General features: G+C 37.6%; 19 protein-coding genes and 1 pseudogene. 14 read left to right on the top strand and 6 right to left on the bottom strand.

What is annotated here, in order from left to right:
- Positions 1-703 (bottom strand): 4Fe-4S binding protein (locus KO509_RS12710; RefSeq protein ID WP_354668418.1); only part of this gene is annotated, 703 nt, incomplete at its 3' end.
- Between the two features lie 104 nt (positions 704-807).
- Here KO509_RS12710 and KO509_RS12705 point away from each other — a divergent pair.
- Positions 808-1164, top strand: a complete 357-nt coding sequence (locus KO509_RS12705; protein ID WP_215973649.1) for a hypothetical protein — start codon at positions 808-810, stop codon at positions 1162-1164.
- 20 nt (positions 1165-1184) lie between these two features.
- Here KO509_RS12705 and KO509_RS12700 read toward each other — a convergent pair whose 3' ends face one another.
- From KO509_RS12700 to flgA, 5 genes are all read right to left on the bottom strand, one after another.
- Complete coding sequence (locus KO509_RS12700; protein ID WP_215973648.1) at positions 1185-2570, bottom strand: formimidoylglutamate deiminase; 1386 nt, start codon at positions 2568-2570, stop codon at positions 1185-1187.
- A 21-nt stretch (positions 2571-2591) separates the two neighbouring features.
- Positions 2592-3383 (bottom strand): N-formylglutamate deformylase, encoded by a 792-nt coding sequence (gene hutG, locus KO509_RS12695; protein WP_215973647.1) that lies wholly within the window; start codon positions 3381-3383, stop codon positions 2592-2594.
- Between the two features lie 473 nt (positions 3384-3856).
- Complete coding sequence (flgN, locus tag KO509_RS12690) at positions 3857-4285, bottom strand: flagellar export chaperone FlgN (protein ID WP_252727554.1); 429 nt, start codon at positions 4283-4285, stop codon at positions 3857-3859.
- Entirely contained in the window at positions 4282-4584 is a 303-nt protein-coding gene (gene flgM / locus KO509_RS12685) for a flagellar biosynthesis anti-sigma factor FlgM (RefSeq protein ID WP_215973646.1), read from the bottom strand. Before flgM ends, flgN begins: the two co-directional genes overlap by 4 nt.
- Positions 4585-4698: 114 nt before the next feature.
- A complete protein-coding gene (gene flgA, locus KO509_RS12680; RefSeq protein WP_215973645.1) occupies positions 4699-5457 on the bottom strand; it encodes a flagellar basal body P-ring formation chaperone FlgA in 759 nt (252 codons plus the stop codon).
- A gap of 106 nt (positions 5458-5563) precedes the next feature.
- Here flgA and flgB point away from each other — a divergent pair, with 106 nt between their 5' ends.
- The 13 genes and pseudogenes from flgB to KO509_RS12615 all read left to right on the top strand — a co-directional run.
- Positions 5564-5935: a flagellar basal body rod protein FlgB gene (gene flgB / locus KO509_RS12675; protein ID WP_215973644.1), complete on the top strand. Its 372-nt coding sequence runs from the start codon at positions 5564-5566 to the stop codon at positions 5933-5935.
- 3 nt (positions 5936-5938) lie between these two features.
- Positions 5939-6355 carry a flagellar basal body rod protein FlgC gene (gene flgC / locus KO509_RS12670; RefSeq protein ID WP_215973643.1) on the top strand — a complete coding sequence of 139 codons (417 nt, stop codon included), beginning with the start codon at positions 5939-5941 and terminating at the stop codon, positions 6353-6355.
- Positions 6356-6366: 11 nt separating this feature from the next.
- Positions 6367-7023 (top strand): flagellar hook capping FlgD N-terminal domain-containing protein, encoded by a 657-nt coding sequence (locus KO509_RS18305; protein WP_303495848.1) that lies wholly within the window; start codon positions 6367-6369, stop codon positions 7021-7023.
- Positions 7024-7040: 17 nt separating this feature from the next.
- The gene (locus KO509_RS12660) at positions 7041-8405 is read left to right on the top strand and encodes a flagellar hook-basal body complex protein (RefSeq protein ID WP_215973642.1); all 1365 of its coding nucleotides are present in this window, start codon (positions 7041-7043) and stop codon (positions 8403-8405) included.
- Positions 8406-8417: 12 nt separating this feature from the next.
- Positions 8418-9149: a flagellar basal body rod protein FlgF gene (flgF, locus tag KO509_RS12655; RefSeq protein ID WP_215973641.1), complete on the top strand. Its 732-nt coding sequence runs from the start codon at positions 8418-8420 to the stop codon at positions 9147-9149.
- Positions 9150-9166: 17 nt separating this feature from the next.
- Entirely contained in the window at positions 9167-9952 is a 786-nt protein-coding gene (gene flgG, locus KO509_RS12650) for a flagellar basal-body rod protein FlgG (protein WP_215973640.1), read from the top strand.
- Between the two features lie 5 nt (positions 9953-9957).
- Entirely contained in the window at positions 9958-10677 is a 720-nt protein-coding gene (locus KO509_RS12645) for a flagellar basal body L-ring protein FlgH (RefSeq protein ID WP_215973639.1), read from the top strand.
- Positions 10678-10695: 18 nt separating this feature from the next.
- On the top strand, positions 10696-11808 hold the full coding sequence (locus KO509_RS12640) for a flagellar basal body P-ring protein FlgI (protein ID WP_215973638.1): 1113 nt from the start codon (positions 10696-10698) through the stop codon (positions 11806-11808).
- 8 nt (positions 11809-11816) lie between these two features.
- Positions 11817-12287 carry a rod-binding protein gene (locus tag KO509_RS12635; RefSeq protein ID WP_215973637.1) on the top strand — a complete coding sequence of 157 codons (471 nt, stop codon included), beginning with the start codon at positions 11817-11819 and terminating at the stop codon, positions 12285-12287.
- A gap of 5 nt (positions 12288-12292) precedes the next feature.
- Entirely contained in the window at positions 12293-13627 is a 1335-nt protein-coding gene (gene flgK / locus KO509_RS12630) for a flagellar hook-associated protein FlgK (protein WP_215973636.1), read from the top strand.
- An 11-nt stretch (positions 13628-13638) separates the two neighbouring features.
- Positions 13639-14535, top strand: a complete 897-nt coding sequence (gene flgL / locus KO509_RS12625) for a flagellar hook-associated protein FlgL (protein ID WP_215973635.1) — start codon at positions 13639-13641, stop codon at positions 14533-14535.
- Positions 14536-14565: 30 nt separating this feature from the next.
- Positions 14566-15591 carry a flagellin gene (locus tag KO509_RS12620; protein ID WP_215973634.1) on the top strand — a complete coding sequence of 342 codons (1026 nt, stop codon included), beginning with the start codon at positions 14566-14568 and terminating at the stop codon, positions 15589-15591.
- A gap of 185 nt (positions 15592-15776) precedes the next feature.
- Positions 15777-16038, top strand: a pseudogene (locus KO509_RS12615) (Lateral flagellin); the annotation flags it as partial.

The raw sequence follows: 16038 nt of genomic DNA, 5'->3' as shown, positions 1-16038 counted from the left end.
GACACATATGTAAACACATTGTTTCGCGCATCCAACCAGCGTTACCGTAGGTCGCAAAAGTAAAAAAGGCTAACACTATTGCCATCGTTACTGTGGTATTTAGTGTAAATATATTAACAACTAACTCATTCATTGGCGAAAAATAACCAGCAAATGTTGTTGCTGTAAATAATGAAAATAATAACCAACTCGTGTGTTTTAGTGTTTTTTTCCAAAATTTATTGGCATTCATTTTTTGTTTGTCGAGTTTTCTACGCTGATTAGCGGTCCCTTCTATTTTTTCTTCAAACCAAATAAATATGAAAGTCCATACTGTTTGTGGGCACATATGTCCGCACCAAACTCGACCTAAAAAGGTGGTGACAAAAAACAATAAAAATGCACCAAAAATAAATAACCAAGCTAATAATGTTAAATCTTGTGGCCAGAGTGTCAGGCTCCACAAAGTAAAACGTTGCTCACTAATATCAAATAAAACAGCTTGTTGACCATTGTATTGTAGCCAAGGAAGTAGTGCGAAAAAAGCAAAGTAAACTAAGTTTGTTCGTTGCCTCAGCTTTTGAAAAAAACCAGGACTTTTTCTAACGTAAATTTGGTCGCCGGGCTTATAGCGCTCTTTACTATTCTTAGCTGGGTGAATTTTTACATTAGTAACGGGTATTTGAACAGAGCTAGGTGATGCTGGCTTTTCGTCAATGCTCACGATAAATCCTTAGAAGAGAGGTTTGAATTAGTCTAAAAATAATTATAATGTTATTGTCTGTACAATAATAACATAAATTAGCTCATACTAATATACGGAATCTCATGAAAAATATATTGATCTTGATCGTGACTGCGGCAGTTTTTTTGCATTTTTATCCGCAGCCTGAGGTAACTAAATTCTATAATGATACCAAAGCAACACTGGTAGATAGTTTTACAGAATTTAGCGACACTAATGTGCGTTTAAAGGCCGATAAGGTGTTAATAGATTTACAACCGGAATTAAATAACTTTTCGGTTGAAGAAGTTGATGCTTTAACAGAGATAACATCCTCTAGAAAACGTGTGAATGAGTTTTATCAAGACTACTGTAAAGATACTAAAAGAAGTACTGTATTTCATCCTAACAACCAAGCTAAAGTATGTAAGGCGATAAGTAAGTATGAAAGTATACTTTAGGTGCTTTTAGCTTTAGCTTATTAAGCTGATAGCTTTGTTAATAGTTGGGCAAATTTATCAGCACTGACTTGTTCTTTTGGGTGCCGGCCATCTAGCACCACCCAGCTACCATTAACCATAACATCTTTAATTGTGTTGTGCTGGCTAGCAAAAATAATGCTGTCTAGTAAATATTGGTTTTTATTGGCAAATAGAGCAGTTTTGTTGTCGTCGATCACCAGTAAATCAGCTTGTTTACCTATTGATAATACGCCAGTATTTGAATTTGTGCTTTGTGCACCACTAGCTGCTGATTTTTGCCATAAACTTTGCCCAACAGAAGCAACGTTGGTTGAGGTAATGAGTGCTCTTTGTTGCTTAATTAACCGTTGGGTGTACTCTAGCCAGCGTAGTTCCTCAATGGGGCTAACAGAAATATGGCTATCAGAGCCTATAGCGAAAGATCCCCCTAAAGCGAGAAAATCTGTTGTTGGAAAAATACCATCACCTAAATTTGCTTCTGTTGTTGGGCAAATACCCACCACAGCGTTGTGGTCTATAATACCTTGTTGCTCTTTTTCATTTATATGTGTTGCGTGTATTAAACACCAACTTTCATCTATTTTCATGTTATCGATTAACCACTCTACCGGGCGTTTGGTATAGTAATTTAAGCAATCATTGACTTCTTGTTGTTGCTCAGAAATATGAATATGAATAGGTGCTTTAGCATCTAATGAACGTACATGATCAACTGCTATCGTCATTGCCTCTTTATCAACAGCACGTAATGAATGTGGTGCTATGCCAATATTGCTATTTGGGTACTCTTGGCTTAATTCATAACAATCACTTATTAATTGATTGAATTGTGTTGTGGAATTAATAAAGCGTTTTTGCCCTTCGGTTGGTGTTTGCTGACCAAAGCCTGAATATTGGTATAAAACAGGCAATAAGGTTAAACCGATCCCCGAGTGTTGAGCGGCATTAAAAATAGCCTGCGCCATTATTGCTAACTTGGCTTGGGATTGATTTTTGCTATGAGAGTGACCATCAATATCATGATGTAAATAGTGAAATTCAGCAACGCGTGTATAACCAACTTTTAACATTTCAATATACAATTGCTGTGCAATTATTTCGGTGTCTTCAGGAGTTAATTGTGCAAGAAACTTGTACATTATTGTACGCCAAGTCCAAAAGCTATCTTTACCTTCGCTACCTTGTTCGCTAAAACCTGCAAAAGCACGTTGAAAGGCGTGAGAATGACAATTAATCATTCCTGGAATAACAGCTCCTTGAAATACTTCCGCTTCATGATCCTGACCTGAAGTAATGGCGATAATAATGCCATTGGCAATAGTTAGTGTTTTATCGGTCGCCCAACCATCGCTTAATAGAATATTTTTTGCATAGTATTTTTTCATTTTTATTCTCATTTAACCTTACTATAAATCTTGCGTTGTGAATTCGGCTAGGCATTGGACAAATTTTTTCAGTTGTTCTTTTACATTATTAGCTTTTTGTTCGTTATAGTGATTGCTGGGTTCATCTAAATAAGTACTTTGTGATAGTTCAAGCTGAATTGCGTGAATGTTATCTTTTGGGTTGCCATAAGCACGGGTAATATAGCCGCCTTTAAAGCGACCATTAAAAATAGTGCTAAAAGGGCTTAAGTCCAGTTCTTGTATTTTATCTATTAAGGCTTGGTCGCAGCTTGTCCCATCAGCGCTGCCAAAATTAAAATCCGGTAAACGTCCTGAAAAAAAGCGAGGAACCTGCGATAGAATTGAATGAGCATCTAATAAAACCACCCTTTTATAGTTACGTTTAAGGTGCAACAACGTTTCTGCTAACACTTGGTGATATGGTTGCCAATAATTTTCGATTCTGCTGGTTATTTCTTCTGGCGTTGGATTGTTACCGTCATGGTAGAGAGGAGATAAGTCGAAAGCGGTTGTTGGACATAATTCGGTATTATCGGCACCAGCGTATAAAGCGACACCACTTGGACTTCTATTTAAATCAATAACATAACGACTATACTTTGGAATCAATGTATAAATGCCCATTGCCGTGGCGAAGTCGTATAGCTTGTCTATATACCAATCAGTATCGGCAACATTGTGTCCATTTTCTGTCATATTATTAGCAATATGCTTGGGTATTAGTTGACCATTATGCGGCATACTAATTAGCATACCTATATTACCTGAAGTTAAGGAATAACTAGCGTTCATTGTAGCTCTTTTAAATGCGGAGTAGTTGTATATACAAGTTGTGGTAATCTACCATGTAAAACTGATGATAAGCAAATCTTTTAGCTTTGGCGTTTACAATGTCAAAGTGGTTATTTTAAGTATAGATAATTTTATATACTGAATTTTAGATTTTTTACCTTACTGTATTATCAAGGTAACTGTTAAACCGATGGGCGAAAAAAGTGTAATAAGAAAATGCCGTAGTGATTGTTTTAATAGGATGGCATATTTGAGGCTTGTTTGCTTTTAGGATAAGAGCTTAGTTAATAAAATAAGCTAAGAAAACTAGACTCAAAATTGGGAGAGGGAATAAGCACCCAAGCAAGATATGACAAGTTTATCTGACCACCCATTAGGCAAAAAAATATAATATTAATTCAATATCGAATTAAATTGTTGCTGTCAAAATAGATATGTTTTGCTAATTCAGTAAAATGAACAGTTCAGTAATGTTAAAAATTCATTTCTGGATAAGTATTTTTATTTTCACCACCAGTTAAACGTTGCATTAGTTGGCGTTGGTTTGCTAATAATTGGCCAGATCGCTCATTTAACGCCTTGCACAATTTAGACTTCATCGTTAGTTCTTGAAGTAACTCTGTGGTCATTTTTTTTACAGGATCTGGTAATTTACTACAAAGTAAATGTAATCCTTCACTATTACAAGGCAAGCCTAAACCGCTCAAAAATTCATCTCTTTGCTGATGAGTTTCGTTTAGGTTATTAAGAATTATCAGCATTTTTTCATTGTGGCTTTCTAATCCTGAGTCGCGTTGACTTAATAGCTCATACTGAGACTCTAACGCATTAATCAATACATCTAACTTATTAATGTCATTTTTCAGGCTTGTAATAAAGGATTTTATGCTGTCTATTATCATTGTTTATGTAGCTCTAATAATGCATTGATTAGGGCTTCTTCATCTAATACTAATTCGCCATTAGCGATAGCAGCCTTAACATCGGCAACTTTTTTCATGTCAACATCAGTTTGGCTAGATAATGTTTCAAAAGTAGAGTCAATTGACTTACTTAGCTCACTAACTTGGCTTGTTGAACTTGCTACTTTTTCAGCCTGTTGATTTTGAGGCGAATTTTTTTGCAACTGTGAATGCTCTAAGGTATTGTTTACCTTGTGATTTTGTTCAACAGGCATACTTGGTTTATTAATTATATTCATTGCAAGATTTACCTAGGTAATTTGTTATATTTACTACTAGCTATAGAAAGCGTCAAGATAGCGGCAGAACTTAAATATTATTAGTGTTTTTTTCAATTAAATTTATAAATACAGTTAAAGAAATATTTTTACAGTTCCTTTTCCGATAACTTGTCCCTCAACTACTTGGCCTGAAGTAAGGTTTTTAACTTTAATTCGCTGTCCTAACTGACCATCCTCTAAAGCAATTGCGGTAACACTGGCATTAAATGTTGGTGTTGAAACATGTAGTTCGACATGCTGATCACGATTCACTAGATATTGTTTTTCTAACAAGCGACGATTGATAACGTCACCGCTATTTATGTCGCGACGAACTTGCATACCAATAACATTATTAATATTAACTTCCATGCCATGTAAATGGCTTGCAATATTTAGTGAACGAGTATCAAGTAAATCAGCAGTGAGTATTTCACCGCGCTGTAAATCACGTTTTGCAACGACTAAATTCATCCATAAATCTACCTTAGCACTGGCTCGAAATTGCCATTTGGGTGAATCACACTTGATGGTTAATCTAATTCTCCCCGCAGGCACTGACGAAGGCTTAGAACGTGAAATTTGTAAATTAGTACATTCTAAATCTTCACTTCCTTTTGGAATGAATAGATTAATTTTTTGTTGCTGGCTAATTGCTCCATGATAACTTAAAAACCGTGCAATTTCTTGATTGATGTAGTGGCGAGATTCCTGCTCAAAATTAATGCTGTTTGCTTGAGTGGTTCCTATAAAGCAACTCATGACAAAGTAGAGGAAGTATAAATAGTTCCTATGCGGAAGTTTAACTTCCGTTTGTTGGTTGTTTTTTAAATGGCCGAGATAATAAGTCATTGAATTTAATGTTCTTTAAATGTTGGCATAAAGGTTGTTATATAGGTTGTATGGTAATGCTTTTATTTTCAGATGAGCATACAAGAATCAAACAATAGAGGCAACAATGGCATTATTTGATCAGTCCCTAGGCGTGCATCCATTTTCGATGCAATTAAGAATGGATAGAGCTGAAATTATTGCGGGTAATTTGGCAAATGTTGAAACACCGGGGTTCAAAGCTAGAGATATCAACTATCAGCAAATTATGGAAAGTGTTTCTAGTGATCTTTCACAAAATCATACTGTTGGCTTTTCTGGAATTGAGCAACACCAACTCCAATACCGAGTGCCTTATCAGGCTTCAAGTGACGGAAATAGTGTTGAATTGAACGTAGAGCAAGCTAAATTTGCTAGCAATAGCATGGATTTTCAAACAAGCATGACGTTTTTAAATATGAAAATAAGCGGCTTACATAAAGTAATCAAAGGAGATTAGAACGTGTCTTTTAATTCTATTTACGAAATTAGCGGAAGTGCTATGCGAGCGCAAGTAATGCGCTTAGATACTATTGCTTCAAACTTAGCTAATTCAGATACCGCAGCCTCAAGCGAAGAAGGTGCTTATAAAGCACTAAAGCCTGTTTTTTCAGCTGCATACAGTTCAAATCTTGATGAACGCTCTATTTCTGCCGCAGTTAATATGCTTGGTATTACGGAATCGGACCGCACAGTAGAACAGCGTTACGAGCCAAATAATCCACTCTCTAATCCTGATGGTTATGTGTTTTACTCTAATGTAAATGTACTTGAAGAAATGGCAGATATGATGTCGGCAAGTCGTAGCTATCAAACTTCAGTAGAAGTAATGGGGCGTGTTAATAGCATGCAGCAAAGCATCCTGAAATTAGGTCAATAAGGGTAAATAACGTGGATATAAATAGTTTAACTCAAAGTACTAGTGAAGCATTAGCTTTAGAGAGTAATGTCACAGGAAATGGCCAGTCGGCACAAGAAATGTCAACCATGTTTTTAGAGTTATTGGTTGCTCAAATCAGTAACCAAAACCCATTAGAGCCAATGGATGGTACTGAATATGTCAGTCAGCTTGCTGAATTTGCAAACGTTGAGTCGTTACAAAGTATTAATCAAAATACCAGTAATAGCCTTGATTATATGAATAGCCTGATGGTACTTGAAGCTACTAATATGGTAGGCGAATCAGTCGACGTGCTAGCGAATAGTGTTGCTTTAGAAAACCCTGGCAGTGTTTCAGGTATGGTTAATTTATCAAGCCCTGCAGATTCTGTCACTGTACAACTTTATAACAGTAATGGGGATCTAGTCGAAGAAAAGAATTTACCCTATACCGGTGCAGGTTCATTACGGTTTGAGTTTGATAACCAAAATGCAGGAGATTATGCGGTACGTGCTTATACAACGACAGACAATATACCAGAGCAATTAAACACTTGGTTAAGTGGCGAAGTTGAGCGAGTGTCTGTAGGTGCTTCAAGCGATGATATTATATTACAAATTGATGGTTTGGGTAATTTTGGACTCACCGAAATTAACCAATTAGCTTAAATTATTAGGAAAGTAACATGTCTATATTGAATATTGGTCTAACAGGCCTAAAAAGTACGCAAACAGCGTTAGAAGTTACCAGTAATAATATTGCTAACTCCGCTACCGCTGGCTATAAACAATCTGATGCCGAATTTGCCTCAGTTTATAATGGTGGTCAACAAGGTGGTGTTAAAGTTACAGATATTAAAGAAGATTTTGTCACCGGTGGTGAAATCGTTCGAACGGGTAACTCACTTGATATCACCATTGATGGCCAAGGTTTTTTTGCTATTTCAGAAAACGGCAAAACGGCTTATACCCAAGCAGGTCAGTTTGGTTTAGATTCAGATTTGAATATTGTTAATGCCAATGGCAGTAATTTACAAGGGTACGGTATTTCTGAATCAGAGAATGGCGGCGATCCAAGTATTGTGTCTGGTATATTAACGGATTTAAAAATTGAAGGTGCCAATATTCCAGCTAAAGCAACCGACGGTATTGATTTTAATGGTAATTTAAGTTCATCCAGCGATCTTATTCCTTACCCAACAGCGCCTGATACTTTTGATCCTACCGATGGCAGCCAGTATAATTTTTCACAATCCACAGAGGTGTTTGATTCCTTGGGTAATAGCCATATCATGACCCAATACTTTAATCATACCGCTACAAATGAGTGGCAAGTCATGTACTTTGTTGATGGTGAGCCTTTAACTACAGCGGAGATTGCGACTACAGGCACAAATGGCACCCAAGATGTTGTTGTAGATGGTACAACAATAATAGCAGGAGTTGTTACTATGACTTTTGATACCGATGGTCAAATGGCTCCTCTAAGTACTACTCTAGCTGCACCAATTTTCACTCCGCCTGGAACGGTAGCTGATGATAATAGCGTTGATCCATATAATGAACGTGAAATTACGCTAACTTTTACTGCCAGTGGTGGCGGTGCGCCAATTGATTTAACTCTTGATATGGTAAAAACTACCCAATTTGGTACTAGTTTTGCTATGTATGAAAATGATGCAAGCGGTTATACCTCAGGCTCTTTTTCAGGGGTGACGGTTGCTGAAGATGGTAAGTTATATGCAACGTTTACCAATGGTGAATCTAAGTTACAAGGGCAAGTTGCATTAGCTTCATTTGCTAATGTTAATGGTTTACAGCCAGGTGATAATACTGTGTGGTATGAAACAGATGACTCTGGTACTGCTTTATTTAGTGAGCCTGACTCTGGCGCGATTGGTAAATTACTGTCTGGATCATATATGGGCTCGAATGTTGACGTCAGTGAACAGTTAGTTGGTCTCATGTCTTTTCAACAAAACTATCAAGCTAATGCAAAAACAATTAGTACCGCTGATGAAATGATGCAAATTTTATTTAGTAATACATAAAGGGCATAAGCGATGGAAAAGTTAATTTATACCGCAGTCTCCGGCGCGGAACTAAATAATACGGCATTGCGAGTCAGTGCCAATAACTTAGCTAATGTCAGTACTGTTGGTTTTAAAGCAGATCTAGAGCAAGCACAGTCTATGATGGTCACGGGTAGTGGCTTTCGAACCCGTTATCACGCACAAATGAAACCGGTGACCACAGATTTATCTGCAGGACCAATTATGGATACCGGTCGTAATTTAGATGTTGCATTAAGTGACGGTGCTTATTTAGAGGTCATAGATGACAATGGTAATCCGGCTTATACACGCTCTGGTAATTTAGAAGTGGATGCTGATGGCTTTATAACGGTTAATAATAGGCGTGTACAAGGTGTTGGAGGCGACATTCAATTACCTGAATTTGGTGAAATTGAAATTAGTCCAAGTGGTCTTATTAATATCGTTCCTTTAGGTGGTGGTGTTATCGCTGAGGAAGCACAACTTAAACTAGCCAGCACAGATGGAATTTTAATCAAAGGTAAGGATGGCTTATTACGAGCAGATAACTTACAACCACTTGATCAAGATGATCAATTACGTTTACGCACCGGAGCTTTAGAAGGCTCTAATGTAAACGCAGTACAAGAAATGATTAAAACAATGAATATTAGTCGTCAATTTGAGATGAACGTCAAAATGATGAAAGCAGCAGACGAATTAGCAAGTAGCGGCAATAAACTAATTAGTGGCAATGGTTAACAGTAAAGGTTGTAACAATGAATTCAGCATTATGGGTAAGTAAAACAGGGTTAGCAGCACAAGATTTGCGCATGACCACCATTTCAAATAATTTGGCGAATGTGAGCACTGCAGGCTTTAAAAAAGACCGTGCAGTTTTTGAAGATTTATTTTATCAGGTGCAAAAGCAACCTGGTGCACAGGCAGATGATTTAAATCAATTGCCATCAGGTATTCAAGTGGGTACTGGTGTACGTATTAATGGAACTCAAAAGCAGTTTACCGAAGGAAGCTTTGAAACTACCAGTAATCAGTTAGATGTTGCTATAGCTGGACAAGGTTTCTTCCAAATAGAAAGTCCTGACGGTGAACTTTTATATACCCGTAATGGTCAATTTCAACTTAACTCTGAGTCCTTACTTGTTAATGGTAATGGTTTACCATTAGCACAAAATATTGCGCTGCCTGAAGGTACGACGAAAGTAACTATTGGCACCGATGGTACTATTAGTGCAGTGGTAAATAATGATACTCAGCCTGTAGAACTAGGCCAGTTACTAACTGTAAACTTCGCTAATCCTGCAGGTCTAGAAAATTTGGGTGGAAACTTATACCGAGAGACTGCAGCTTCAGGTGAAGCGATTGAAGGCGTACCCGGTGAAGAGTCATATGGCGGCTTACAACAATTTACTATTGAAGGCTCTAACGTTAGTGTCGTTGAAGAAATGGTCAGTATGATTGCCGTGCAACGTGCTTATGAAATGAATGCTAAAGTGGTATCAGCAGCTGATGAAATGCTACGCTTTATTAATCAAAATTTGTAATAGCTATGTTTAATTTTACCTTAATCGTTACCGTCATTTTGTTACTAAGTGGTTGTAGTTCTAGCTACGACCAAGAGTATGTTCAATGCCCTGTTTTTGGTGGAGAAGTTAAGTGTCCTAATGTTAAAGAAGATAAATCAAAAGAAGATTACGAAATTGAGCAGGATGCTTCTCAAGTCGGCTTAAATTATGAAGAGGGTAGTCTTTATAGTGAACAGTATATGTTTTCGCTTTATGCAGATAAACGTGCCTATCGAGTTGGTGATATTTTAACTGTGGTACTTAGTGAGCGAACTCAATCAAGTAAAAGCGCAGGATCTAGCCTTGATAAAAGCACCGATATTGATGTAGGTGTCCCCCTGGCTGGTGGGCTAAATGTTGCAGATTTTAATCTTGGTGTCGGTTCAAGCACTGGCTTTGATGGTAGTAGTAGTACTAGCCAACAAAACTTTTTAAGTGGTGCGATCACCGTGCGCGTTACCCATGTATTATCGAATAACACCTTGGTTATTCGCGGCCGTAAGCGTATTCAATTAAATCAAGGTGATGAATACATAGAAATTGAAGGGTTAGTTCGACCAGGTGATATTGATGTCGCTAACAGAATTTCCTCATTACGTATTGCCGAAGCGCAAATTAGTTATACAGGTAAAGGAACCTTTGCTGATGCTTCAAGCCCAGGTTGGTTTACATCTTTATTCTCGCGTTATTTAAACCCATTTTAATATTGAGTATTTGACCTTATGTTGAAAAAAACTTTTACCGTAATGTGTATTTTCATCGGCTGCTTTTCGTTTAATACTCTTGCGGCTAAGTCACGCCCACTGCTTGATATTGTTGATGTATTAGGGGTTAGAGAAAATCAGTTGGTAGGCTATGGCTTAGTGGTGGGTTTACCTGGCTCTGGTGATAAAGCACAAGTAAAATTTTCGGCACAATCGCTGAGTAATATGCTCAAGCAATTTGGTGTAACGATGGATGAAACAACGTTACCTAAATCTAAAAATATAGCCGCAGTGGCAGTACACGCTACTTTGCCCGCAATGGCAAGCCCAGGTCAAGCAATAGATATCACGGTTAACTCCTTAGGTGATGCTAAAAGTCTTCATGGTGGTAGCCTTATGTTAACACCGTTAAAAGGCGTCGATGGCAAAGTGTATGCGTTAGCGCAAGGTAACTTAGTTGTTGGTGGTATTAATGCCAGTGGTCAAAATGGCTCATCGGTTACTATTAACGTACCAACATCAGGAATAATCCCAGGTGGCGGTATTATAGAGCGTAATGTTAGTGATATGTTTAAAGTACAACCGGATGTAGTACTTAATTTAAAAGAACCTAATTACCAAACTGCACGTAACGTTGTTAAGGCCGTTAACCAAGTGTTTGGGCCTGGAGTCGCACGTGCACACAACTGGGGGCGCTTGATATTAAGCGCACCAATAGACGCTAATAGCCGCAATACATTTATGTCGATGTTGCAAGATATTATGGTTGAAGAGGGCTCTGAACAACCGCGTGTTATTTTTAATAGCCGCACCGGTACTGTTGTTATGAATGATGTGGTGAGAGTTAATCGGGCTGCAGTAAGTCACGGTAATCTGACAATAACGATTGCTGAAACTGAAGGTGCATCGCAGCCGGGGCCATTCTCAAATGGTAGAACTGTGCCTCTACAAGCGAGCTCTGTTGATGTGAATGAACAAAAGAATCATATGGTATTACTACCAGAAGGTACTTCACTTGAAGAGATTGTTAAAGCAATAAATACGTTAGGTGCTACCCCAAGTGAATTAATGTCTATTTTATTAGCACTTGATAAAGCCGGAGCCTTAGAGGCTGAGCTATTAGTAATTTAGGAATGAAAATGACAATTACCCCACCAGATATCAGTGCGCAATCATTAGCGATTGATCCAAAAAAAATAGAGTCCATTACTGCTAATTTAAGTGAGCAAGACGGCATAAAAAAAGCAGCAGAACAATTTGAAGCTATTTTTTTACAATTAGTGTTAAAAAATATGCATGCGACGACAGAAGCAATGTCATCAGAGAATGGTTTCTTTTCCAGTAAAGAGCAAGCTCAATTTCGTGATATGTATGATGCACAAACCGCACAGCACTTGGCCGCGACACAACAATTAGGGTTAGCTGAAGCTATCATTCGTCAATTTGATGAAAATTTTGCACCAGTAGAAAATAAATTTAAGGAAATGGCAGAAGGGGTCGCTTTACCAGATAAAGCTCATAATAAAAGTATTGTTCATGAGGCTGATCGGAGTGATTTTTATTCTAGTTCAGCATTTGCGCAATCTTTAAATATAATTCCGATCAGGTAATTACAATGTCAATGATAAATAATGCACTAAGTGGACTTAATGCTGCTAATGTAGCCCTGACTGTTGCAGGTCAAAATGTGGCGAATGCTGCAGTTGAAGGTTACTCACGTCAGGCTGCGTATTTTGAAACAGCAGGTTCCCCTTTAGGTGGTGTAAATGTAGTATCTGTTGAGCGTATTGTTGACGCATTTTTAAATGATGATATATGGCGTACTAGTTCTTCTTTAGGTTACTACGAGGCTAAGCAGAGCTATTTAGGTTATATCGAAGAAGTGGTAGGAACCGACACGTTAAATTTTAATGACGCTATCACTGAAATTAGTAATGCATTTAGTGCTGCGGCGACAACACCAGATTCTTTAGCCTACCGTCAAGAGATAATTTCCTCTTCAGAGTCTTTATTACAAGACTTGGCACAACTGAATGGAGCTTTAGAAGGACAACTGGATAAGCTTAGCTTAGAAATGAGCAATCTTGCGCTTACTTCTAGTTCTTTGACAGCTCAAATTGCAGAAATTAATGATAAAATAACTCAGTCAGAAGCAAAGAATTTACCTACTTCAGAGCTTAAAGATAACCGCGAGCGTTTAGTGACAGAGCTATCAAATACTATAGGTATTGCGATTACTGATCGTGATGATGGTAGTATAGATATAAGTACTTTAAGTGGGGCACCGTTAGTTATTGGAAATAAAGCGGCAGAAATAACAGTGAGTGGCACAACGGTAACAACGTCACTTGCAGGGCAGTCTTTTCAACTTACCGATCAAGTTGGTGGGCGTTTTGGCGGTTTAATCAGTGTTGATACCCAAGTAATAAAACCTACTTTTGCAAGTTTAAACACCCTTGTTCAAGACTTGGCTGATGATATGAATACTGCATTATCAGAAGGTTTTGATTTAACTGGTAATGCCGGTATAGCACTATTTGACTATAATCCTGTTAATCCTCTTGGTACGATAACTATTAATTCAGCAATAACACCAGAAAAACTTGCACTTATTGGTGGCGAATTTGATCTTAGCGGTACTTGGGTTGCTACGGGGGGACCCGGTGATAATGCTAATATTGCTAATATTGTAGCTGCTATTGCTAATAATGGTAGTGGCTTTACCTCACTAGTTGGTGATCTTGCAATTAATAGTCAACAAAATCAAAATAGTATTTTAACATCAACCACATTGAATGATAGCGCCGTATTAGCGCGAGACAGCCGTAGCGGTGTAAACCTTGACGAAGAAGCGGCAAGCTTAATGCACTTTCAACAAATGTATAGCGCGAATGCAAAAGTGATCACTACCGCCGATCAAATGTTTACTTCACTATTGAATATGTTTTAAGGGAAAATACCATGCGTCTTAGTAGTCATCAATTTCATTTAAATTCAATAAGTAATATTCAATATAATACAGCGCGTTTTAATGAAGCCTCTACTCAATTAGCAACGAACCAAAGAATAACAAAACCTTCGGATGATCCGCTTGGTGCTGTTATGCTATTAAATTTAGATGCTGAATTAGATTCATTAGAACAGTATAAGTCTAATATGGAATCAGTTAATTTCACTTTAAGTCAACAAGAAGTAAAATTAACTGGCATTGTTAACCAAATATATTCATTGCAAAGTTTAATCACTACTGCAGCCGATGGCTCGATGGGCACTGAAGAATTAAAAGCGCTTGGGCAAGAAATGTCGGTTATTTTTCCTGGAATTGTTGATTTACTTAATGGAACGGACAATGAAGGAAAATATTATTTCTCAGGCAGTGAAACAAACACTAAACCTTTTGATTTAGATGCTGCGGGAAATTACGCTTACTTTGGTGATGATGGTGTTCGTGACGTTGCCGTAACGGCCGACTCTAGTGTAGCAAGTAATATTACGGGAAATGAACTAGACCCAGGCGCTAATTTTTTAAATGCGATGAAAGATTATTTGGTTGATGTTAATAATCCTCCTGCGACAGGTGTCGGCAATGAGTCTCGTGTGATGATTGATGAACTTTCTTCTTTTTTAGCTACCATTACTGGTGAAATTACTCAGATTGGTGGTACGATGGCATCGCTTGATTCACTTGCAAATAGCAACTTGGATATTATTACAGTTACTTCTAACTTACGTGATGAAATAAGCTCAGTAGATTATCCAGAAGCGTTTATTAAAATGAATGAATCAATGGCTTCATATGAGTCATCAATGCAGGTATATGCCAGCGTGACTTCTTTATCGCTATTTTCATTTATATAACTCAGTACACTATAATAGGCCATTTTCACCATGCTCGTTACAAGTAGCGAAAAACCTCAAGCTCCAGATGCTATAAAAACGGCTAAGTCTGAGTCACTTGTAAGCCAAGTAAAAGAGCGTACGCCAAATCAAGCGATAAATAAAGTAACGGCTAAACAAGAACAGGTAGAGGTCTTGTCACGTTGGTCAGCGCGAGGCAAGCTAAGCCAAGCACTGGCAAAAGCTGAATATAGCGAAGCAACTTTGCGTCAAATGTATAATGCATTAAGTGATTTGGCTAGAAAACTCAATACTCAAACTGCCTCAGTTAAACCAAATTCTGCCCAGCAAACTGAAGTACAATCAACAATTCAATCAATGCAGCAACTAGCGGCAAAATCAGGTAGTGGTTTAAATAAGCAACTAAATCTTAGCAGTGAGAGTGATGTTAGTGTGCGCCAGCTAAATGCGAATATTGATTTACTTTCAGCACGACCTCATGACGAAAAAATTAATTTATTAATGGGGCGAAGTGGTAAGTCAGTTGTTTTGAATTTACCAGCTAACCAAGGCGAAGCTAAAAACTTAACCAGTATTCAAAATGCGTTTGCTAGACAAGATATTAATGTTGAATTAGATCGAAATAATAATTTATTATTTAGTGCTACTAAAGAGCATGCGGGTTTACTTGATGAAACGTGGATAATGAGTGGTGAAGGTGTAAGAGTGGCTGCAGGTAACCCAATTTCAGTGCCTTTAACTGAACCAAGTAACCAGCTTGAACAACTTGCACAAGTCGCCGAATCAAATAGCGATATTCAAGCGCATCGTGATAAAATAAAACAAGTACAACAACACTTGAGATCGAGCATACTTAAAGCTCAAGCACAGCGTAAAGAGCTAGCTAGTCAGTTACTCGAAATTGAAAGAGCAGCAACAAATATGCAACCAAACGAGTTAACTGATTTAAGTAACAGTCTTGGTGATCAAATGTTTAATGTTGGCACTAATAGTATTAGCACTATTATGGCACAAGCCAACATAACACATAGTCTAGTACGCTACTCTCTTTATTGATCTTAATAAAATCTCTGAAGTACCAGCTGAGTTTGTAGCTTCGTTAATATATATTATTAATTTAATCTTTATTCTTAAATAATAAGTAACTAAATAAAAAAAGATCAAAACATTTTAGTTTTTTTTAACTCGGTCGCTTTTTAACTATGAAAGATAATTAAAGCGAGTTCACAGGAGAGTTATTAATGGCTTTATCAATTCAATCGAATATGGCATCAATGTCAATTCAAAACCAATTAGGTCGTAGTAACGATAGTTTATCTACGGCGCTAGAGCGTTTAGGCTCTGGTTTTCGTATAAACTCAGCAAAAGATGATGCAGCAGGTTTACAAATTGCTTCACGTTTAAATGCACAAGTAAAAGGTCAAGAAGCCGGTATTTATAACGGTAATAATGCGATGTCGATGATGCAAACAGCGGAAGGCGCGTTTGATGAGATGACTAACA

This window comes from Colwellia sp. C2M11 (assembly GCF_018860915.1).
Taxonomy (GTDB): Bacteria; Pseudomonadota; Gammaproteobacteria; order Enterobacterales; family Alteromonadaceae; genus Colwellia.
Note: the sequence above shows the minus strand (reverse complement) of the source record. Positions and strands in the feature narration are given on the sequence as shown.

Bases quoted from the DNA above. Each gene is read 5' to 3' on its own strand.
- KO509_RS12620 (WP_215973634.1), top strand. From the start codon at position 14,566: ATGCTCGTTACAAGTAGCGAAAAACCTCAAGCTCCAGATGCTATAAAA.
- flgG (WP_215973640.1), top strand. From the start codon at position 9,167: ATGAATTCAGCATTATGGGTAAGTAAAACAGGGTTAGCAGCACAAGAT.
- KO509_RS12705 (WP_215973649.1), top strand. From the start codon at position 808: ATGAAAAATATATTGATCTTGATCGTGACTGCGGCAGTTTTTTTGCAT.
- flgB (WP_215973644.1), top strand. From the start codon at position 5,564: ATGGCATTATTTGATCAGTCCCTAGGCGTGCATCCATTTTCGATGCAA.
- KO509_RS12645 (WP_215973639.1), top strand. From the start codon at position 9,958: ATGTTTAATTTTACCTTAATCGTTACCGTCATTTTGTTACTAAGTGGT.
- KO509_RS12635 (WP_215973637.1), top strand. From the start codon at position 11,817: ATGACAATTACCCCACCAGATATCAGTGCGCAATCATTAGCGATTGAT.
- KO509_RS12700 (WP_215973648.1), bottom strand. From the start codon at position 2,570: ATGAAAAAATACTATGCAAAAAATATTCTATTAAGCGATGGTTGGGCG.
- flgN (WP_252727554.1), bottom strand. From the start codon at position 4,285: ATGATAATAGACAGCATAAAATCCTTTATTACAAGCCTGAAAAATGAC.
- hutG (WP_215973647.1), bottom strand. From the start codon at position 3,383: ATGAACGCTAGTTATTCCTTAACTTCAGGTAATATAGGTATGCTAATT.
- flgK (WP_215973636.1), top strand. From the start codon at position 12,293: ATGTCAATGATAAATAATGCACTAAGTGGACTTAATGCTGCTAATGTA.
- KO509_RS12640 (WP_215973638.1), top strand. From the start codon at position 10,696: ATGTTGAAAAAAACTTTTACCGTAATGTGTATTTTCATCGGCTGCTTT.
- flgA (WP_215973645.1), bottom strand. From the start codon at position 5,457: ATGACTTATTATCTCGGCCATTTAAAAAACAACCAACAAACGGAAGTT.
- flgL (WP_215973635.1), top strand. From the start codon at position 13,639: ATGCGTCTTAGTAGTCATCAATTTCATTTAAATTCAATAAGTAATATT.
- flgF (WP_215973641.1), top strand. From the start codon at position 8,418: ATGGAAAAGTTAATTTATACCGCAGTCTCCGGCGCGGAACTAAATAAT.
- flgM (WP_215973646.1), bottom strand. From the start codon at position 4,584: ATGAATATAATTAATAAACCAAGTATGCCTGTTGAACAAAATCACAAG.
- KO509_RS12660 (WP_215973642.1), top strand. From the start codon at position 7,041: ATGTCTATATTGAATATTGGTCTAACAGGCCTAAAAAGTACGCAAACA.